Here is a 19,241-nt window from a genome sequence, read left to right as displayed (position 1 = left end):
GGCAGATCCGGTGTCTTGTTGGGTGACATTGATTTCACGTAAGTTGCATCCCTGCAACGCTGATTGGATGAAGACTGTAACTTGCCAGCCGCTTCGGGTCGATCCGATGGAACGGCAACCTGGATCAGAATGCCCCGGAGAAAATCAAATGGAGTCGTTGTCACCCCGCCAGCGATTGGTGTCGGATTGCTGCAAAGACCACCTTCCCGAGGCCGGTGACGCTGAATTGCTGGTCAGTGTGCGGGATTTGGAGGAGGCTCAAGTGGTTGTCTCCCGTGGTGTTCAGATTGTGGACTTCAAAGAACCCTCGCGGGGTGCACTGGCGGCTTGCGACCCCAGCGTTTGGCGAGCCGCCGCCTTGCAATTGGCTGCGTCTCTGGTTGTTACTGGGGGGAGCGTTCAGTTGTCGGCGGCGTTGGGGGAATCCGACACCGGGCGGGAGTTGGCGGGGCAGGTTCCCCGCGAATTCTCTTTTGCGAAAATCGGCCCCAGCGGGTGTCAGACCGCACAAAAACTGGCTTCGGTTTGGGAGGCGATTTGTTTGCCACAATCGGTGGAACTGGTGCCGGTTGCCTACGCCGATCATGTCGCGGCGGAAACGATCTGTCCGGAACAGGTTCTGGAGTTGGTGATCGACTCGGGGCGGCGGCGGATGCTGATTGACACGTTCAGGAAGAATGGACGAACGTTGACCGATCATCTGTCTGTGGAGCAGTTGCGATCGTTGCTGAGAACGGCCGCGAACGCTGGCGTTTGGATGGCGCTCGCAGGGTCGGTTCGACTCCCGGAAAAGCAATCGCTGGTCGTGGAGGGCGTGCGTCCCAACTGCTGGGGCGTTCGCGGCGACGTTTGCGATCATCGAGATCGCCGCGGTCGGTTGGATCCAAAGAAAGTCACCGCCTGGCTGGATTCATGCGGGCAGCCCTGCGTTGCGGGGGCTCGAGAGGATGACCGCGAGAATTCGTGAGTTAGCGACTCCTCCTGTCGGTGGGTTTTTGGCTCGGAAGATCTGCTGCAGCAAGCAGCTCTGCAGCGCAAAAAAAACGCCCGGGCGCTGTTGGCGACCGGGCGTTGATTCGTTCGGGGAACTGACTCAGGATCAGTCCTTGTCTTTTTCCTGCTTGTCTTCGGTTTCGGCACCCTTGGGGGTGTTGTCGTCGTACTTGGCTGCTGGGATCGCTTCGTGATCCTTGGTCGGCAGCACTTCGTGGTCGACAGCGAACTCTTCGTTCTTTTCTTCGGCTTCCTTTTCGACAGGTTCCTCGGCAACCGTTGCCGCTTCGGTGATCATTTCGATGACCTTGCGTTCGACGATTTGGTTGCGAAGAGCATCCATTTGACCGGTTTTTTCCAATCGAGCACGCACGCGACGTGGTGAGGAATCGCTTTGTTCGGCGATCAACTGGATTTCGGTTTCGTATTCTTGAGGCTCGGCGTCGACTTTTTCTTCGTCGGCGATTTGCTCCAGGATGAAGTGTTCACGCAGCGAGGATTCGGTGCCTTGTTGCATGTTTTGCTTGCTGGCGTTGACGAAGCGACGGATCATGTCGTCGTCGAAACCGCTGCGACGGAACTCGAGCACTTTGCGATCGAGTTCTCGCTTCATTTGGCGACGAACCAAGGTCGGTGGCAATTCGAAGTCCGCTGAATCCAGCAGTTTTTCGATGATGCTGCCACGCATCGCTTGTTCGGTGCGGAAGTTGGCTTGTCGTTCGAGCGACGAACGCACGAAATCGCGAAGTTCAGATTCGGACTCGAACTCGCCCAATTCATCCAAGAATTCAGCGGTCAGTTCAGGCAGTTGTTCTTTCAAGACTTCGACGACCGTGAAGGTGGCGTCGATTTCTTTGCCTTGCATTTCTTCGTTGGGGTGACCGTCGCCGAGTTTGACCTTGGTGGTCAGCGAGTCACCTTCTTTGCAGTCCTTCATCAGTTCGCCGAAGTTTTCGCAAACGGCATCGGACAGGCTGAGGCGATTGGCCAAGGTGACGCTTTCTTCGTCCATTTCAGAGATGACTTTGTCGCCGTCTTTGAATTTCGCTGTGATCAGCAAGCGGTCGCCCAATTCGGCGGGCGCGTCGCAGGCTTCCAGGGAAGCGTAGCGAGAGAGAACGCGTTGCAGAGCGGCGTCGACGTCTTCTTCCGAGATCGTTTCGACGGGCTTTTTCAGATCCAGTTTCTTCCAGTCCGGCGTGTCGAATTCGGGACGGACTTCGATGCTGAACTGGTACTTGAATTCACCTTTTTCAGGCAATTCAATCGACTCGTAATCGAAATCGGGTTCGCCGATCGCGGAAAATTCAGCTTCTTCGGTGACTTTGGCCAAGCTGTCCATTAACAGCGAGCCTTTGACGCGATCTTCGATTCGGTCCTTGAATTGCTTTTCAACCAACTTGCGTGGTGCGCGCCCGGCACGGAATCCGGGAACCTGAGCTTCCGGGACGAGTTCGTCGTACGCGTCCTTCATGTAGCGATCCACTTCGCCACGAGGGATGGTGACAATGACCTCCCGCAAACAGGCATGAGGTTTGGTAACCTCCATGTTCAACTGCAGCGGGTCTTTGACGGGAGCAGCCGCGTCTTCGGCGGGCGTGGAATCGGTGTCGAAAGACGTGGACATCCTGATTTTGAACCTTGTGTTAGAAGAATGAATCGATCGAACCGGAGTTGGCTACCGAACATTCAGAAAGCGAAATCGAAAAGGCCGGGGTGATCGGACGCTTCGACCGGGGGGCACCTGCTTCAGGGGCCGTTTCATGCAGCGGCAAAGTGTAGTGTTTTCCGGCGATGATCGACAAGCGGTTAAAAAACCTTTCAAGTCGACTTGCGACAAATCCGATGGTTCTTATACTGTGCCCCACACAACTGAAACGCGGCTGTAGCTCAGTTGGCAGAGCATCACGTTGCCAACGTGATTGTCGTCGGTTCGAATCCGATCAGCCGCTCTTGAAAACCACGCCTGGATCAAAACAGGCGTGGTTTTTTTTTGTCCGTCGGGTGGGTTTTTTTGCCCCGCAAAAGGGCGATTTTTTCATCCCCACCGGGTCGGAGTCTCGTTTGCGAGTTGCCGTTGATGCGGAATCGCTGGTACGCTTCTGCCTTCTTTGAATGATCCACGTCAGTTTTCATTAGCCTCTTCGCCGAGTCGAACGTGCCCCACGCCCAGATTGGTCCCATCTCGGTGCATCTTCCGGAACATGTGGAAGACAATGCGACGCTGAAGGAACAGTTCCCCTCCTGGGATCTCGATTTGATCGCGGAGAAAACGGGGATCCATCAGCGGCACATCGCTCGGCCAGGTGAGACTTCTGCCGACCTCGCGGTTCAGGCCTGCGAGCAATTGTTCGAACGTGAGAATTTGGATCGGTCGACGATTGATTTTGTGCTGCTGTGCACGCAAACCCCCGATTACCCGCTGCCGACCACCGCTTGTTTGTTGCAGGACCGACTGGGACTCCGAACACAGTGCGGCGCGATCGATTTTAACCTTGGTTGCAGCGGTTTCGTTTATGGCACTGCGATGGCCGATGGCCTGATCCGCACCGGCGTCGCCAAAAAAATCTTGCTGGTGACGGCGGAAACGTACAGCAAATACATCGATGCCAATGACCGTAGTCTGCGAACCATTTTTGGGGACGCGGCCGCCGCGACCCTGATCACCGCCGAAGCGGAGCCCTCTTTGTGGGGTTACCAGTTCGGCAGCGACGGAAGTGGTGCCGACATGCTGATCGTTGGCAACGGCGGTGGCCGGCCCGCGGAAGATGCGATTCCGCCTCGACACCGCAAACGCTGGAAAAGTCGCCTGTACATGGATGGCCCCAGCCTGATCAATTTCACGGTGGATGCGATCCCGCGTTTGGTGGATGAAATCCTGGAAGAAAACCATTTGTCCGATGACCAAATCGGCCACTATTTGTTTCACCAGGCCACCTGGAAGATGCTGGATCAACTCCGGAAACGAATGGACATCGCTCCCGAGCGGTTGCCGATCGATCTGGCGGATGTTGGCAACACCGTTTCCTGCACCCTGCCGATTCTGATCGACCGCATGCGACGGCGTGACGAGTTGGGTCAGGGCTCGACCAATGTCTTGGTTGGCTTTGGCGTGGGGTTGTCGTGGGGCGGATGTCTCTGGCGCGACCAGTACCGAGACCAATCCTAAATTTACGCACGCAGTTGCCGGTTCTCGAACCCGGGCTTGAGATGAACACGTCCACGAATTGCACCGGTCGCTTCTTGATCGCGTCGCCGTATTTGCACGATGGCAATTTCTTTCGTTCCGTGGTGCTGATCGTTCGGCACACAGAGGAAGGTGCCTTTGGTGTGGTGATCAATCGCGTGGGGCCACAGAGGTTTGGTGACGTCATTGAAATGAGTGACCCGTCTTGGCAGCCCGGGACCAAGCCGGAAATTGACTTGGCCTCCGCTGCGTCGAGCGACTCCTCCGGCGGTTCTGCCGACAACCCCGTCGAGTTGGACCAGCAGATACACCCGGACCAGATTTATTTGGGGGGACCAGTCAACGGTCCGATGTTGGCTCTGCATAACATCGCCGGCATCGGTGATCCGTGTGGTGTGGATGGAACCGAGGCGGGCGGGAACGATCCGGCTGGATCAACCACTCAACTGCATGATCATCCTGCCGAACCTTGGGGATCCATGTCGATCCAATGGGCGGATGTTCCCGCGTGGGTCACTGCCGATGAGGATCACTTGCGGTTGCTCGCCCGGCGTGACGATGCGAAGTTGCGTTACATCGTTGGCTATTCAGGCTGGGGGCCGATGCAATTGGAAAACGAATTGGAAGAAGGTGGTTGGTTGGTCACGCCAGCCGACACGGAATCCATTTTTGCTCCTTGCGAAGGGATTTGGGAAAAGTTGGTGCATCGTTGCGGTCAAGCCATTTTGAAGGATCTGACGCCCGATGTGTCTTTTCCAAGTGAGCAGCAGGGTTTCGACCCAGGTGTGAATTGAATGGCCCGGTATGTGATCGGCGACATCCACGGATGCGCAAAAGCACTGCGGTCGATGATTCAAGAATTGGCGCCGACAAAAGAGGACGAGCTGATCTTCCTGGGTGACTACGTCGATCGCGGCCCGGACTCTCGCGACGTCGTGGAGCAGTTGATTGATCTGCAGTCCGTTTGCAAGGTGATTCCACTGCGTGGGAATCATGAATGGATGTTGCAAAGCGTGGTGTCACGAGGGATGGACGACTCCATGTGGCTGCGCAGTGGTGGTCGGGCGACGGTGACCAGTTATGGTGGCTCGGTCCGCAAGATCCCAGAGGAGCACATGGCTTTCTTTGAGTCCTTGCTGGCGTGCTATCAAACCGAAAGCGAGATCTTTGTGCATGCGATGTACGACCCCAGTTGTGAGGTCGCAACGCAGGATGATGAGTTGACCTACTGGACTCATTTGCCGCCCAGCCTGCCGGCACCGCATCACAGTGGGAAGCGTGTTTTTGTGGGGCACACTCCTCAGCCCGATGGCGAGGTTCTTCGTCAAAGCCATCTGGTCTGCATGGACACGTATTGTTTTGGCGGCGGCTATTTGTCAGCGATGGATCTCGAAACGGAAACGGTGCTTCAGGTGGACCGCCACGGCCATGTTCGTCGGGTTCCGGTCGAGCGATTTGCGATGTTGCTGAAGGGGTGCGTTCACTGGTTTCGGTCCCGGGATTCGTGAACCTCTGCGTGATTTCCTCCCCCTGGTATAATGTTCGATGAGTGCATGCTGTTTCGGCACGGGGTGTTGTTGAGCACGGTTGATAGCTTGAACAGGCTGTCGGTTGGCTGTCTCTCGCCGGTGCGGATGGCGGCTCTTATTTCTGCTGTTGTTGTGTCCTTGGATTGGTGAGACCCACGCGTTTTGAATGCTTCGAACGAACTGACGTTTCCAACGCAGCGACGGCAGCACGGCTTTTACCGGGTTTCAGCCGTCTCGCCGAAAGTTTTGGTGGCCGATCCTGCAGCAAACGCCGCCGAAACAATTGCCTGCATTGAAGCGACGGAACGAGAATCTGGCTCGGATCTGATTCTGTTTCCGGAGCTCGGGCTGTCTGCCTACACCTGCGGTGATCTGTTTGCGACCCACACCTTGCTGGACGCAAGCCTGGACGCACTGGAATCCATCGTGCTTCACAGTCGCTCTTGCCAGGCCACGGTGATTGTTGGTTTGCCACTTCGAGTGGGCACCAGTGTGATGAACGTTTCCGCGGTGGTCCGAGGGGGGCGTCTCCATGGTTTGGTCCCCAAGACGTTTCTGCCGAACTATCGCGAATTTTATGAGGCGCGGCACTTTCGCGCCGCGTCCAAAACAGATCCACCCACCGTCCGAATCGGTTCGAGCGACGTCCCCTTTGGGACCGACCTGCTGTTTCGAGATGGCGCGGCGACCCTTGCTGTTGAGATCTGCGAAGACCTTTGGGTGCCGGTTCCGCCGAGCAGTCACGCGGCGTTGGCCGGTGCCAATGTGGTGCTGAATTTGTCGGCCAGCAATGAGCTGATTGGCAAGGCCAAGTGGCGTCGTGATTTGGTGGTCAGCCAATCCGGGCGTTTGATGGCAGCGTACGCGTATGCGTCGGCTGGCGGTGGGGAATCGACCAGCGATTTGGTCTTTGGTGGCCACTGTTTGATCGCTGAGAATGGCGCTCTGATCGGTGAGTCTCGCAGGATCGGTGACACCGATGACGAAGACTTGCCCGTGCAAACCGCAGTGACACGCGACGTGGATCTCCAGCGGCTTGACCACGACCGACGCGTGGTTGGTTCGTTCGATGACTTTCAGGCCTCGCTGCCTCGGCCCTATCGAACGATCGAATTGGGTTGCCGTGAACAGGAGCAAACCGAAGCGGCGGCGGAGAGGTTGGAGTCGGGTTCAGCAACCCTTGGTGGTGCTGGCAAGGATCGATTGATGCGCCGCGTCGACCCACATCCATTTGTCCCGGATGATGTGTCCCAACGCGAGGAGCGATGTGCCGAGATTCTCGCGATTCAAACAGCGGGATTGGTCAAACGATTGCGGCAGTTGCCCGCCGATTTGCCGCTGACGATTGGCATTTCCGGTGGGTTGGATAGCACGTTGGCGCTGTTGGTGGCGGTCTCGGCGGTCGATCAATTGAAGCGAGATCGCAAGGTCATTGATGCGATCATCATGCCTGGTTTTGGGACCACGCAGCACACCAACGACAGCGCGAATCAGCTTGTCCAGGGATTGGGAGTGGCGTCCGAAAGCATCGATATCCGGCCGCTCGCATTGCGAACGTTTTTGGACATCGGGCATGCGCCCTTGGGGCTGGCAATTGATTCCTCCACTGAGGTGGAGGCGCTTCAGCAGCGGCTTCAAAAGGTCGATGCCAGCGCCGGGGATTTGAGGTTCGAAAACGTGCAGGCTCGGATCCGCACGATGCTGTTGATGAGTCGCGGGTTCGTGCTCGGTACCGGTGACTTGTCCGAGCAAGCGTTGGGGTGGAGCACTTACAACGGCGATCACATGTCGATGTACAACGTCAATGCATCTGTGCCCAAGACGTTGGTTCGCTACTTGGTGCAATTCGCCGCGGATCACCGCTATCGCAAGGCGCTGCATGAGACGTTGCATCGGATCGCTGACACACCGATTTCGCCGGAGTTGATGCCGCCCACCGAAGAGGGCGAGATTCGCCAAAACACGGAGGCCTCGATCGGCCCCTATGAATTGCACGATTTCTTTCTCTATCACTTTGTGCGAGGTGGTTGCGATGTCGCGAAGATGTGTTTCTTGGCGAAGCAAGCCAAGTTCCGCGAGGCGCATTCGGAGGACGTGATCGAAGCGACTGCCCAGACGTTTGTACGGCGATTCTTTCAGAATCAGTTCAAACGCAATTGTGTTCCCGACGGACCCAAGATTGGTTCAGTCAGTTTGTCGCCACGTGGCGATTGGCGGATGCCAGCGGATGCCTCCAGTGCCGCCTTCCGGGATTGAGTTCCGTCCCACCCATTCGCATCGGCGCGGTGGCGTGCACAATGGGCCCTCGCGGTCTGTTTTGGAGACCGCCTTTCTGACGCGTGCTTTGTTCCCTGGGACCCTGATTGATGTCAAACGATTCCGCCCTTCCCATCGAAATCACGGTGGCCGATTTGGACGCGATGCGTGCTCGCGGCGACAACTTTGTGTTGCTAGATGTCCGTGAAGCGAGCGAGTATGAAACCGCTCGCATCGAGGGTTCCAAGCTGTTGCCGATGAGCGAAATTCAGCAGCGACTGTCTGAACTAGACGAGCATCAGCAGGACCACATCGTCGTGCAGTGTCATCACGGTGGCCGAAGCATGCAGGTGACTCAGTTTTTGCGTTCCAAGGGGTTCGGCAAGGTGCAGAACTTGGCCGGTGGAATTGACCAGTGGTCGTTGCAAATCGACGCTTCCGTGCCCCGCTATTGAGCCGGTGGATTCGGGCTTGGTGGGTGCCGTTGGGGGGATTTGACGTCTTGGCAAGATGCGCAGCCTGAGGGTTCTTTGCATGTCGTTCGGATTGTTTTGGTCCTGACGATCATGCTTCGTCGATAAGCGATGTCAGTCATCCAAAATTCGACGGAGAAAGAAGCTGATGTCTTGGACCCTTTCAAAGAAACGACCAGTGTCTGATTTGTGCCTCGCACCCCGTTTGCAGCTCGGTCGATGGAGTGTTGTCGTCCGTGTCATGGCAGCGTGGGCCATGATCGCTGGGATCGTTTGCGTCGGTTTGAGTCACGCGTCGGCCCAGTCCTGCGGATGCGGTGAACCCGCCTGCGGATTGGAACCCGCTTGTGGCTGCGAAGCCCCGCTGGCGTTTCCTGCTCTTCGGGCTCGGATGGGCGTGTCCTGTGGTTGTGAAACCAAGTGTTCGTCCGCCGTGGAGCCCGTTTGCGGCGCGGAACCGGTGTGCGGTGTCGAGCCGTTCTTCGCCAGCGAACCAAGCTGCGGCTTGGATGTGACCTGCGGATGCGAGACCGCCGGGTGTTCGAGTTGTCGCAAAGCAGACAGCGGAGGATTCCTAGGGCGTCACAAAGTTCAAAAGTGCAATCCGATCTACCAAACGTTGGATCTGGCTGCGTGCAGCGTGGAGCGAGTGTTGGAGGTTGGGGCGAACTTGGTGTGCGGTCCTCACCGCCATCGTGGTTGTGAATCGGGATGCAAAACGTGCAGTCACTGTGAATCTTCCATGGCAGGAATCGGGGCTCACGAGACGCATTCCTATGGGCATCACACCGTGATCGAAGCACCCGTCGTGATCGATTCACATTCGATGCCGCACGCTTCGAATTCGACGGTGACGGAGGTGATGCCCTACGCTCAGCATCAACCCAGCGTGCAAGCGATCCCAACCCCCGCACCCCAACTGCAGAACACCCCTCTGACAGACGGAACTAAAACGACCATCCGTAAATCAGCCAATGGTTTGCCAGCGATTCCTAAGCCTGTGCCAACGCAGTCAGCACCCACCCGAGGGTCCAAGGAACGCGCCGGATCGCTGTTTGATGAAATGCGGAATCCGTTCGAGGACGATTCCGCCCGAGTGAGCCGGCGTCGCGTCAACGTTCGGCAGACCTCCTTCGAAGGTGGCGAGCCTGAATCGGTGCGTCAGATTTCCCGTCCGGTCCGCAAGGCAGCAACGCAACCCTCCGAAGCAGATGACTTTGCTGATTACTTCCGAAAGTAGCCGGCAGGCTGCCGGGATGGACCGAAAACCAAGATCGGCAATCCTGGCTGACTGACTGGCGGAGTCTCTGGCTGGCAGCGTTTCGGGCTGCGAATTACGAGGCGACGGATTCGTTGACATGATTTGGATGGTCTACAATGGTGACGAGCGGCAAGCTCGTCGCCATTTTTTTTGGGTGGACTCGCACGCGAGGTTTCTCGTGGCAAGTTCGCTACCGATCGTCGTCCCCCTTGGATTTGTTTGTTGTGGCAAGACGCACTGTATCAATCTTCTTTGCCACGCTGATTGCTTGGGCCGTGCTGATTGATTGGGGAGGTACCGTCGGTTCGCTCGCGTTCGCGGATATCATCACCTTTGAAGACGGAGCGGACGAGTCAACCAAGAGCGAGCGAACCATCGACGCGGAGATTTTGGTGGAGGCTGCTGATGGTGGGGTCCTGGCTCGATGCGATGCCGGTCGGTTGTGGACGATTCAGCCGGACATGATTGTCAAGCGAACGGAGCAACCTGCCGGGCCGCCGGTCGATCAGGAGACCATGGCTCGGCGGATGCTGAAGGAATTGCCAGCGGGGTTCCAGGTTTACCGAACGGTGAACTACTTGATTCTTCACCAGGGCAACGAAGCCTACGCTCGAGATTGCGGCGTTCTGTTTGAACAACTGCACCGAGGCTTCTTCACTTACTGGAAAAACCAGCACGTTGACCTGGAAGAGCCTCGGTATCCCCTGGTCGCTTTGGTGTTGGCCAACCACGACGAATTCTTGAAGTACGCCGGCCAGGAAATTGGTGACACGGCGAAGAGCGTCATCGGTTACTACCACTTGGAAAGCAACCGGATGACAACGTTTCGGGTGCCTAATATTGAACGCAACATTGCGACCATCATCCATGAGGCGACCCACCAGTTGGCTTACAACTGTGGTCTGCAAACTCGGTTCGCCGACAATCCGATGTGGGTCAGCGAAGGGATGGCGATGTTCTTCGAGTCGCCCGATTTCAGCAACCCTCGGGGATGGCGAGGGATTGGCCGAGTCAACGTGGTCAATCTAGGACGCTTTCGGCGATACCTCCCGTTGCGACCGGAGGATTCTCTGGTGACGCTGTTGTCAGACGATTCGCGTTTCCGTTCCGCATCGACTGCGGAAGACGCCTACGGAGAATCGTGGGCACTGACCTACTTTCTATTGAAGACTCAGCGAAAAGAGTTTGTGGCTTACCTGCAAAAGCTCAGCGAATCCAAGCCGCTCGACGAACGAACGCCACGGGAGCGAATCGAGGACTTTGAGAGTTCCATGGGCATGGCGTTGGACGAACTGGATCGCAAGTTCCTGACTTACATGCGACGCGTTCGTTAGCGTTCTGTGGAAAGAGACGAGTTCGCTGCGTCGAGGTTCCGCGTGAGCCTTCTGTCATCGCGGCACCGGGCGGCTTGCGCCGCGCCGCTAAGCAGGTACGCAAAAATGATTGGGTCTAAATTAGTGAGCCGTTTGGGCGTTAAGCAGGTCGGCAGGAATGACCACGCACAACCATGTGAGCCGTTTGGGCGTTAGCCCCGGTTGCGCGTGAAAACCGTGGCTAACGCCAGCGGCTCACATACCCGATGGCACATGCGTACCTGCTTAGCCCCGGTTGCGCGTGGGAACCGTGGCTAACGCCAAGCGGCTCACATACCCGATGACACATGCCTACCTGCTTAACAGAGGAGGTTCTTCCCGGACGGTTCCTTTTCCTTAGAACTCGCCGTCGATGACTTCGCGAGACGCACGCGTGCCGAGTGATCCCCACAATCCGTAGGGGCTTTCGGATCCTGCGGGTGTGGCGCTGTTGGTTTGCCCTGAGAGGGCCTTGCAGTACACGCAAGCGACACGCGAGTTGCCGGCTTCAATCGAGTCCGTGATGAACTTGACTGCGCCATCGGACATCGCAACATGCACCCCGCCGACGTGATAGCTGCTCGGTGGAGCAATGCCATAGGTGTCGGAGTGACCGACCAGGCACAGTTCCGAGTTGGGGCCAAGGATGGTGTTGAATTGGGACTGAAGCGTGTGAAAGTCGGCCCATCGCAATCCGCGTTGAGAGATCGGGGCATACACGTTCGCGGCGTCGGTCCAGAAATTGGGACGCTCTGGGTCGATGAATCCAAGATCAAAGCAGCGTTTCGGATTGTTCGCGATTTGAAAGAAGCCGCCTTTCGCATTCGTGAATCCGATCGTTCGGTTGTCTCGGTCGTTGAGTCCCGTAGCGATTTCGCCGACTGCGATGGTGTTGCTCAGTCCGTCGGTGAAATCGCGAAACCGCATCGCTTTGCGAGGTACGAAAGCGCCGCGAAGGCCACAGCGGGCTCGTTGAGTCGCCAGCGATTGGTCGTACTCCCAGCGATTCGAACTGGAATTCCAGACCGTCACCCCGTGTTCGGCTTCGTAAAACCCGTCCCCCGAGCAAGCCGCATAATTGGTGCGGCCTAGTCCGGGCAGTCCATAACCTGGATCACTTGGGCATCGGTAGGTGGGGATCTCGGTCGCCCAGGGCGGATACTGGATCGTCCAAGGTCGCGGGCCAAAGGCGGGCCAGATGTCGCCATCGGCTTCCTGCAAGGGGTTGCTCACCATGGACCAGATGGATTGCTGTTCCACAAAGGGCAACAGGCCGACCAAGAAGGTCAATTCCATTCGTGTGAAGCCTGTTCCATCGTTGGCACTGCCGCGGGCCGCGGTGTTGTCGTTTTCGTCCGTGGGGCCGACGCCATGGATGGGCAACTGGTTGAACGCGGCGTGGTAGTTGTGTAGCCCCAATCCAATCTGCTTCATGTTGTTGCCACAACTCATTCGCCGCGCCGCTTCGCGGGCGGATTGGACGGCAGGCAATAGCAAGGCGACCAAGATGCCGATGATCGCGATCACCACCAGCAACTCCACCAGCGTGAATGCGTGCGGCTGGTGTGGGCTGCGAAGCGAACGATTGAGATGCATGACGAATCCACCGTGAAGCGTGGGATGTGATGTCAATGCTTCCTTGCAAGTGCCGAAATGGTTGTACGCACTGCCCAAGTTGGGGGCAAGTAAAAATTTGCAGCCGTCCGGTGGATCCTCGACGACACACCGGTGCCTGAGCGTCTCGCGACGGTTGGCTGCTGTTCCCAGAGCGTTCTGTCTCAGTGCCACTCTGACTCGGGTTGGTCATCTAGTTGACTGTCATCTAGCTGACCGACCTCGAAGACGCGACAATGGGGGTTTCGCCCGTTACCGCCTCCACCGAGAGATTGTCATGCGTTTGTTGTCAGGTTTAGGACTTTGTTTGGCTGTCGCCGCGATCATGCAGTTGTCAGCCACGGGAGCTGAAAAGGAAACGCCCAAAAAACTGCTGCGGCACGTCGTGATGTTTGGGTTCAAAGAAGCCAGCTCGGAAGCAGAAGTGCAGGTCGTCGTGGACGCCTTTCGAAATTTGCCCAACGAAATTCCCGAAATCTCGGGCTTTGAGTTCGGAACGAACAACTCACCCGAAGGTCTCAACGATGGTTTGACGCATTGCTTCCTCGTGACTTTCGAAAGCGAAGCCGACCGTGAAGCTTATCTGCCTCACCCAGCCCACAAGGCCTTCGTGGAAGTCCTCAAGCCACACCTCGAAAAAGTGGTCGTGATCGACTACTGGGCCGATAAGTAGTCCGGGTGATGGCGCTCCGGATTGGTCGCTTCCGACTGGTCGATGAGCGGCCGCCAGCTCGAAATGGCGGATCGAAAGCTGCCCACAGGGCATCCCGCTCTGCTGGGCCTTGTTTCATAAAAAGCCCGGCATTTGCGGTCTCAAACCGCTGCTGGGCTTTTTCGTTGACGCTGGGAAAGCGGCGGCAGCAGCAGAACGCTTGACCAAATTTGCTTCCGTGGCTATCCTCCGTCATCAATCCGGCTGAAAGTGGCCGGGCGCATCATAAGGAAATTTAATACAGCAGGTTGTCGTTGCAGTTTCGTACGCTTGAATTGTTCTGTCGTGTCGCCGATCTCCGCAGTTTTTCGAAAGCTGCGGCTGATTGCGGTTTAACTCAAAGCGCGGTCAGTCAAGCCATCAGCGGGTTGGAAGAATCCGTTGGGGCCAGTCTGATCGATCGCTCCAGTCGGCCGTTGGGTTTGACGGAAGCGGGCGAGATTTACTTGTGTGGCGTCCGCGACGTGATTCGCCAGTACAACGAACTGGAACAACGGGTCCGCTTCCGGGGCGAACGCCTGACCGGCAGCGTGAACGTCGGTGCGATTTACTCTGTCGGGCTGAGCTACATGCCCGAGGCCACCAAGGTCTTCGAGACTCAGCACCCCGACGTCAAAGTCCGAACGGAATTTGGCAGCAGCCAACGCGTCGTGCAGATGGTGCTCGACGGCGGTGTCGAATTTGGGCTGGTCAGTTTCCCTCGGACCACCAAGGCATTGGGAACGATCCCTTGGCAATCTGAACCGATGCGTCTGGTTTGTTCCGCCGACCACCCTTTCGCAAAGCGAACGGAAGTCTCGGCATCGGAACTCAGCGGCATGGAAATGGTTGGGTTCGAACGCGGGTTGGTGCTCCGTCAGGCGATCGACCAATGTCTGAAACGCGCCGGCATCTCGGTGGTCACTCAGATGGAATTTGACAACGCCGACTCAATGGTTCGTGCGATTCAGGCGAACCGTGGGTTGGGGATTGTCCCCGAGGCGGCGGTCCGCCGCGAAACGGCCAACGGAACCCTGCGGGTGGTCGCTTGCCCCGAAATTCAGATGGTCCGTCCGCTCGGAATCATCTTTCGTCGCAGCGGCAAACTCAGCCGTGCTGCGATTGAACTGGGATCGCTTCTCTTGGGCCGGGAAATGGAACCTGAACTGAGAACAAAGTCCGAAGCCGCCAAGGCGGACCGGAAGAAAAACCAAACCAAAGATCGGGCGGTCTCTGTCGTCGCATGAAGCACGACCCAGACTCCAACGCCCTTTGCCTGTCCACACATCCCCTCATCCCCAAGTTGTTTTATTTATGACCAAGCAACCTTTGTATCACCTGCCACCGGCCCAAGGACTGTACAACCCTGAGCACGAAAAGGATGCGTGTGGCGTCGGATTCGTTGCCCATATCAAGGGGGCTCCCAGTCATCAAATCGTGATCGATGCCGACACGATTCTGCAAAACATGGATCACCGCGGAGCATGCGGTTGCGAACCGAACACCGGTGACGGATCGGGGATCATGTGTGGCTTGCCTCATAAGTTTCTGCAAAAGGTTGCCAAGGCTGATCTCGGTGTGGAACTGCCCGAAGAAGGCAAATTCGCCGCCGGATTGATCTTCTTGCCAACCGATGATGCGGAGCGGAAAACCTGCAAGGAAACCATCGCGCGTCTCATCGAAGAGACTGGGCAAAATTTGATCGGTTGGCGGGATGTGCCTCAAGAAACCGATGCCGCTGACGTCGGGCCAACCGCTCGTCAAAGCGAACCTCGCATTGAGCAGTTGTTCGTCGGTGCGGCGGATGGACTTTCCAACGAAGAGTTTGAACGTCAGCTCTACTTGATCCGCAAGCAAGCCAGTCACGAACTGCGCGGCGGCACCAAGATCGAACAAGCGTTGATGTTCTACGTCTGTTCGTTGTCGACCAAGGTCATCATCTACAAGGGGATGCTCACGCCTGCCCAGGTGATGCCGTATTTCCCCGATTTGCGTGACGAGGATTTCGAAACGCACTTGGCGATGGTCCACAGCCGTTTCTCGACGAACACGTTCCCCAGTTGGGACCGTGCTCAGCCCCTGCGATTCATGAGCCACAACGGCGAAATCAACACGCTCCGCGGCAACGCCAACTGGATGCGTGCTCGCGAAGGCACGGCCGCCAGTGAAATTTACGGCGATGAACTGAAGAAGTTGTTCCCCGTTGTCGAGCCTCACTTGAGCGACTCGGGTACCTTCGACAATGTGCTTGAGTTCTTGTTGATGAACGGCCGCACGCTGCAAGAAGCCATCATGATGATGGTGCCCGAAGCTTGGCAAAAGCACGAAACCATGCCCGAAGAAAAGCGTGCTTTCTATGAGTACTTCAGCTGCCTGATGGAGCCTTGGGACGGCCCCGCGTCGATTGCCTTCACCGACGGGAAGTGCATCGGTGCGACGCTGGACCGAAACGGTTTGCGTCCCAGTCGTTACTACATCACGCACGACGATCGCGTGATCATGGCCAGCGAAGTGGGCGTGTTGCCGGTTGACCCCTCGATCGTTCGTGAAAAAGGTCGCCTGCAGCCGGGCAAGATGTTCTTGATTGACTTCGAAGCGGGACGCCTGATCCCCGATGAAGAACTCAAGGCCGACTTCGCTCGCAAAAAGCCTTATGGCAAATGGCTCAAGCAACAACGCATTCGGTTGGCAGACCTGCACCCTGAAGCCGAGGGGCACGGGTTCGACGGCGAGACGTTGCTGCCACGCATGCAAGCGTTTGGCTACACCGCCGAAACGATGAACTTCATGCTCCGTCCGTTGGTGGAGCAACTGCGTGACCCCGTCGGTTCGATGGGCAATGACTCGGCGCTGGCCTGTTTGTCCGACAAACCGCGGATGATCTACGATTACTTCAAGCAATTGTTCGCCCAGGTGACCAACCCCGCGATCGATTCGATTCGCGAAGAAGTCATCATGTCGCTGGAATGCTACATCGGCCCCGAGCAGAACTTGCTGGCAGCGACGCCGGAGCACTGTCACCGGTTGTTGATCGATCATCCGATTCTGACCAACGAAGAAGTCGCGGCTCTCAAGCACGTGGACCACGAGCGTTGGCATAGCCGCGTGATTGACACCACGTTTGATCGCGCCGACGGCAAAGCTGGTCTGACACAGACGCTCGACCGAATTTGTGCCGAAGCTGAAGCCGCTGTCGACGAAGGTTTGCAGATCATCGTCCTGAGCGATCGCAACGTGTCGCACGATCGTGTGCCCGTCAGCATGCTGTTGGCAACCGGTGCGGTTCACCATCACTTGGTCGCCAAGGCCAAGCGAACTCGAGTGGGCATCGCCGTTGAAACCGGTGAAGCTCGCGAGGTGCACCATCACTGCTTGTTGATTGGCTACGGTGCTGATGCGATCAACCCCTACCTGGCGTTCGAAGCCCTGTGGCAAGCCCACCGCGACGGATTGATGTCCTCGACATTGGACGACGACAAAATCGTCGCCGCGTATCGCAAGGCTGTCGCCAAGGGCATGCTGAAAGTCATGGCCAAGATGGGCATCAGCACCCTGCAGAGTTACAAGGGGGCTCAGATTTTCGAAGCCTTGGGCATCCGTGATGAAGTCATCAAACGCTGCTTCGTCGGCACCGCCAGTCGCATTCAAGGGGTGACCTTCGACGTCATCGCAGAAGAAACGCTGCGTCGTCACAAACTGGGCTTCCCGGACAAGAATTCGGATCGTCTGACTCAATTGCCAAACCTAGGTGAATTCCACTGGCGCGCCGAAGGTGAAAAGCACGCTTGGAGTCCTCAGGCAATCAGCACCTTGCAAAATGCCGCTCGCAACAACAACGAAGACGCGTACTGGAAGTTCTCGCACGAAATCAACGAGGACAACCGAACCCGCTGCACGTTGCGTGGTTTGTTGGACTTCAAAGAAGGCGTCGGCGGCCCCGCGTTGCCTCTGGATGAAGTCCAATCCGCTCAGGACATCGTCAAGCGGTTCTGCACCGGTGCGATGAGCCTCGGCAGCATCAGTGCGGAATCGCACGAGACGCTCGCCATCGCGATGAACCGCTTGGGTGGCAAGAGCAACACGGGCGAAGGTGGCGAAGACCCCAAACGCTTCCAACCGCTTCCCAACGGCGACACCAAGCGATCTGCCATCAAGCAAATTGCATCGGGACGCTTTGGTGTCACGATTGAATACTTGACCAACGCGGACGAGTTGCAAATCAAGGTTTCGCAAGGTGCCAAGCCTGGCGAAGGTGGTGAGTTGCCCGGCAAAAAGGTCGACAACTACATCGCCAACATTCGCTACAGCACACCCGGCGTGGGGCTGATCAGTCCTCCGCCTCACCACGACATTTATTCGATCGAGGATTTGGCTCAGCTGATCCATGATTTGAAGAACAGCAACCCATCGGCACGCGTCAGCGTGAAGTTGGTTAGCGAAGTGGGGGTGGGTGTGATTGCATCCGGCGTTGCCAAGGCACACGCCGACCACATCCTGATCTCCGGTGACACCGGCGGAACCGGGGCATCGCCACTGACCAGCATCAAGCACGCTGGATTGCCATGGGAACTCGGGATCGCTGAAACGCACCAGGTCTTGGTGCTCAACGACCTGCGCAGCCGCGTGGTGTTGCAAACCGACGGTGGCTTGAAAACCGGACGTGACGTTGTCATCGCAGCGTTGCTGGGTGCCGAAGAGTTCGGTTTCTCAACCGCACCGTTGATCACGCTCGGTTGCATCATGATGCGGAAGTGTCACTTGAACACTTGCCCCGTTGGCATCGCGACTCAGGACCCTGAGCTCCGCAAAATGTTCTCGGGCAAACCTGAGCACGTGGTGAACTACCTGTTCTTGGTTGCCGAGGAAGCTCGCCGCATCATGGCACGACTCGGTTTCCGCACGATCGATGAAATGGTTGGCCGCAGCGATGTGTTGTCGACCGATGACGCGATCAAACACTGGAAGAGCGATGGGTTGGATCTGACCTCCGTGCTCAGTCCCGCGCAGCGTCCTCACGACAAGGTCGAAGTGATCTGCACGCGTGGCCAAGATCACGGTTTGGAAAAATCGCTCGACATGACCAAGTTGGTCGCCGAAGCGATGCCAGCCATCGAAAACGGCGAATCCGTCCGCATCACGTCGCCGATCATCAATATTAACCGGACCGTCGGAACGATTCTGTCGCACGAGATTGCCAAGCGGCACGGACAAACCGGTTTGCCCGATGACACCATCCACATCGATCTGACTGGTTCAGCAGGGCAAAGCCTCGGTGCTTTCCTTGCTCACGGTGTCACGATTGAACTGGAAGGTGACGCGAACGATTACGTCGGCAAGGGATTGTCGGGCGGACGCATCATGGTCTACCCGCCTCGCGAAAGCACCTTCGACGCGGCCAACGAAATCATCGTTGGCAACGTGTGCTTGTACGGTGCGACCAGCGGCGAAGCGTACTTCAGCGGCCGCGCCGCAGAGCGTTTCTGCGTTCGAAACAGTGGTGCACGCACCGTTGTCGAAGGCGTGGGGGACCACGGGTGCGAATACATGACCGGTGGACGAGTGGTCTGCCTCGGCGAGACCGGACGCAACTTTGCGGCTGGGATGTCGGGCGGCATCGCTTACATCTGGGACCGCAAGGGTGACTTCAATCTTCACTGCAATCTGGCCACCGTTGAGTTGGAAAAGATCGAAGACGAAGCGGAGCTCGCGGATGTCAAAGGCATGATCCAGAAGCACCACGACTACACCAAGAGTGCGTTGGCTGCGGAAGCTTTGGCGGACTTTGACACGTTTGTGTCGCAGTGCGTCAAAGTCATGCCCACGGACTACAAACGCGTGCTGGCCGAAATGGCTGCGGAGAAAGACGCGGTCAGCGTCTGAGAGTG

At 57.2% G+C, this 19,241-nt stretch carries 13 protein-coding genes and 1 tRNA gene; 12 read left to right on the top strand and 2 right to left on the bottom strand.

Annotated features, from left to right (window positions below):
• Window positions 1-67: 67 nt before the first annotated feature.
• Entirely contained in the window at window positions 68-967 is a 900-nt protein-coding gene (locus UH5x_RS08285) for a (5-formylfuran-3-yl)methyl phosphate synthase (protein ID WP_482635379.1), read from the top strand.
• A 132-nt stretch (window positions 968-1,099) separates the two neighbouring features.
• On the opposite strand, the gene tig is transcribed toward UH5x_RS08285, so the two are convergent.
• Window positions 1,100-2,620 (bottom strand): trigger factor, encoded by a 1,521-nt coding sequence (gene tig / locus UH5x_RS08280; protein ID WP_047812846.1) that lies wholly within the window; start codon window positions 2,618-2,620, stop codon window positions 1,100-1,102.
• Between the two features lie 252 nt (window positions 2,621-2,872).
• On the opposite strand from tig, the gene UH5x_RS08275 reads away from it, so the two are divergent.
• The 8 genes from UH5x_RS08275 to UH5x_RS08240 all read left to right on the top strand — a co-directional run bounded on the left by UH5x_RS08275 (window position 2,873) and on the right by UH5x_RS08240 (window position 11,033).
• Window positions 2,873-2,945: transfer RNA gene (locus UH5x_RS08275), tRNA-Gly, on the top strand.
• 206 nt (window positions 2,946-3,151) lie between these two features.
• Window positions 3,152-4,162, top strand: coding sequence for a ketoacyl-ACP synthase III (locus UH5x_RS08270; RefSeq protein ID WP_047812847.1), 1,011 nt, complete (start codon window positions 3,152-3,154; stop codon window positions 4,160-4,162).
• 41 nt (window positions 4,163-4,203) lie between these two features.
• The gene (locus tag UH5x_RS08265) at window positions 4,204-4,974 is read left to right on the top strand and encodes a YqgE/AlgH family protein (protein WP_482635378.1); all 771 of its coding nucleotides are present in this window, start codon (window positions 4,204-4,206) and stop codon (window positions 4,972-4,974) included.
• Complete coding sequence (locus UH5x_RS08260) at window positions 4,975-5,688, top strand: metallophosphoesterase family protein (RefSeq protein WP_047812848.1); 714 nt, start codon at window positions 4,975-4,977, stop codon at window positions 5,686-5,688.
• Window positions 5,689-5,871: 183 nt separating this feature from the next.
• Complete coding sequence (locus UH5x_RS08255; protein WP_482635377.1) at window positions 5,872-7,965, top strand: NAD(+) synthase; 2,094 nt, start codon at window positions 5,872-5,874, stop codon at window positions 7,963-7,965.
• Window positions 7,966-8,075: 110 nt separating this feature from the next.
• The gene (locus UH5x_RS08250) at window positions 8,076-8,420 is read left to right on the top strand and encodes a rhodanese-like domain-containing protein (protein WP_047812850.1); all 345 of its coding nucleotides are present in this window, start codon (window positions 8,076-8,078) and stop codon (window positions 8,418-8,420) included.
• A 196-nt stretch (window positions 8,421-8,616) separates the two neighbouring features.
• Entirely contained in the window at window positions 8,617-9,678 is a 1,062-nt protein-coding gene (locus tag UH5x_RS08245; RefSeq protein ID WP_482635376.1) for a crotonobetainyl-CoA--carnitine CoA-transferase, read from the top strand.
• Window positions 9,679-9,908: 230 nt separating this feature from the next.
• The gene (locus UH5x_RS08240) at window positions 9,909-11,033 is read left to right on the top strand and encodes a DUF1570 domain-containing protein (protein ID WP_482635375.1); all 1,125 of its coding nucleotides are present in this window, start codon (window positions 9,909-9,911) and stop codon (window positions 11,031-11,033) included.
• A 375-nt stretch (window positions 11,034-11,408) separates the two neighbouring features.
• Here UH5x_RS08240 and UH5x_RS08235 read toward each other — a convergent pair whose 3' ends face one another.
• On the bottom strand, window positions 11,409-12,647 hold the full coding sequence (locus tag UH5x_RS08235) for a DUF1559 domain-containing protein (protein ID WP_047813021.1): 1,239 nt from the start codon (window positions 12,645-12,647) through the stop codon (window positions 11,409-11,411).
• Window positions 12,648-12,942: 295 nt separating this feature from the next.
• Here UH5x_RS08235 and UH5x_RS08230 point away from each other — a divergent pair, with 295 nt between their 5' ends.
• The 3 genes from UH5x_RS08230 to gltB all read left to right on the top strand — a co-directional run bounded on the left by UH5x_RS08230 (window position 12,943) and on the right by gltB (window position 19,236).
• Window positions 12,943-13,338 carry a Dabb family protein gene (locus UH5x_RS08230; protein WP_482635374.1) on the top strand — a complete coding sequence of 132 codons (396 nt, stop codon included), beginning with the start codon at window positions 12,943-12,945 and terminating at the stop codon, window positions 13,336-13,338.
• A gap of 293 nt (window positions 13,339-13,631) precedes the next feature.
• A complete protein-coding gene (locus UH5x_RS08225; RefSeq protein ID WP_047813022.1) occupies window positions 13,632-14,603 on the top strand; it encodes a LysR family transcriptional regulator in 972 nt (323 codons plus the stop codon).
• Window positions 14,604-14,670: 67 nt separating this feature from the next.
• Window positions 14,671-19,236 carry a glutamate synthase large subunit gene (gltB, locus tag UH5x_RS08220; protein ID WP_047812852.1) on the top strand — a complete coding sequence of 1,522 codons (4,566 nt, stop codon included), beginning with the start codon at window positions 14,671-14,673 and terminating at the stop codon, window positions 19,234-19,236.
• The last annotated feature ends 5 nt before the right edge of the window (window positions 19,237-19,241 follow it).

The organism is Rhodopirellula sp. UH5, from assembly GCF_056839225.1.
The sequence above is the reverse complement of the archived record's forward strand: the minus strand, read 5'-3'. Positions and strand labels throughout refer to the sequence as shown.

Bases quoted from the DNA above. Each gene is read 5' to 3' on its own strand.
- UH5x_RS08285 (WP_482635379.1), top strand. From the start codon at position 68: ATGAAGACTGTAACTTGCCAGCCGCTTCGGGTCGATCCGATGGAACGG.
- tig (WP_047812846.1), bottom strand. From the start codon at position 2,620: ATGTCCACGTCTTTCGACACCGATTCCACGCCCGCCGAAGACGCGGCT.
- UH5x_RS08265 (WP_482635378.1), top strand. From the start codon at position 4,204: ATGAACACGTCCACGAATTGCACCGGTCGCTTCTTGATCGCGTCGCCG.
- UH5x_RS08260 (WP_047812848.1), top strand. From the start codon at position 4,975: ATGGCCCGGTATGTGATCGGCGACATCCACGGATGCGCAAAAGCACTG.
- UH5x_RS08250 (WP_047812850.1), top strand. From the start codon at position 8,076: ATGTCAAACGATTCCGCCCTTCCCATCGAAATCACGGTGGCCGATTTG.
- UH5x_RS08235 (WP_047813021.1), bottom strand. From the start codon at position 12,647: ATGCATCTCAATCGTTCGCTTCGCAGCCCACACCAGCCGCACGCATTC.
- UH5x_RS08230 (WP_482635374.1), top strand. From the start codon at position 12,943: ATGCGTTTGTTGTCAGGTTTAGGACTTTGTTTGGCTGTCGCCGCGATC.
- gltB (WP_047812852.1), top strand. From the start codon at position 14,671: ATGACCAAGCAACCTTTGTATCACCTGCCACCGGCCCAAGGACTGTAC.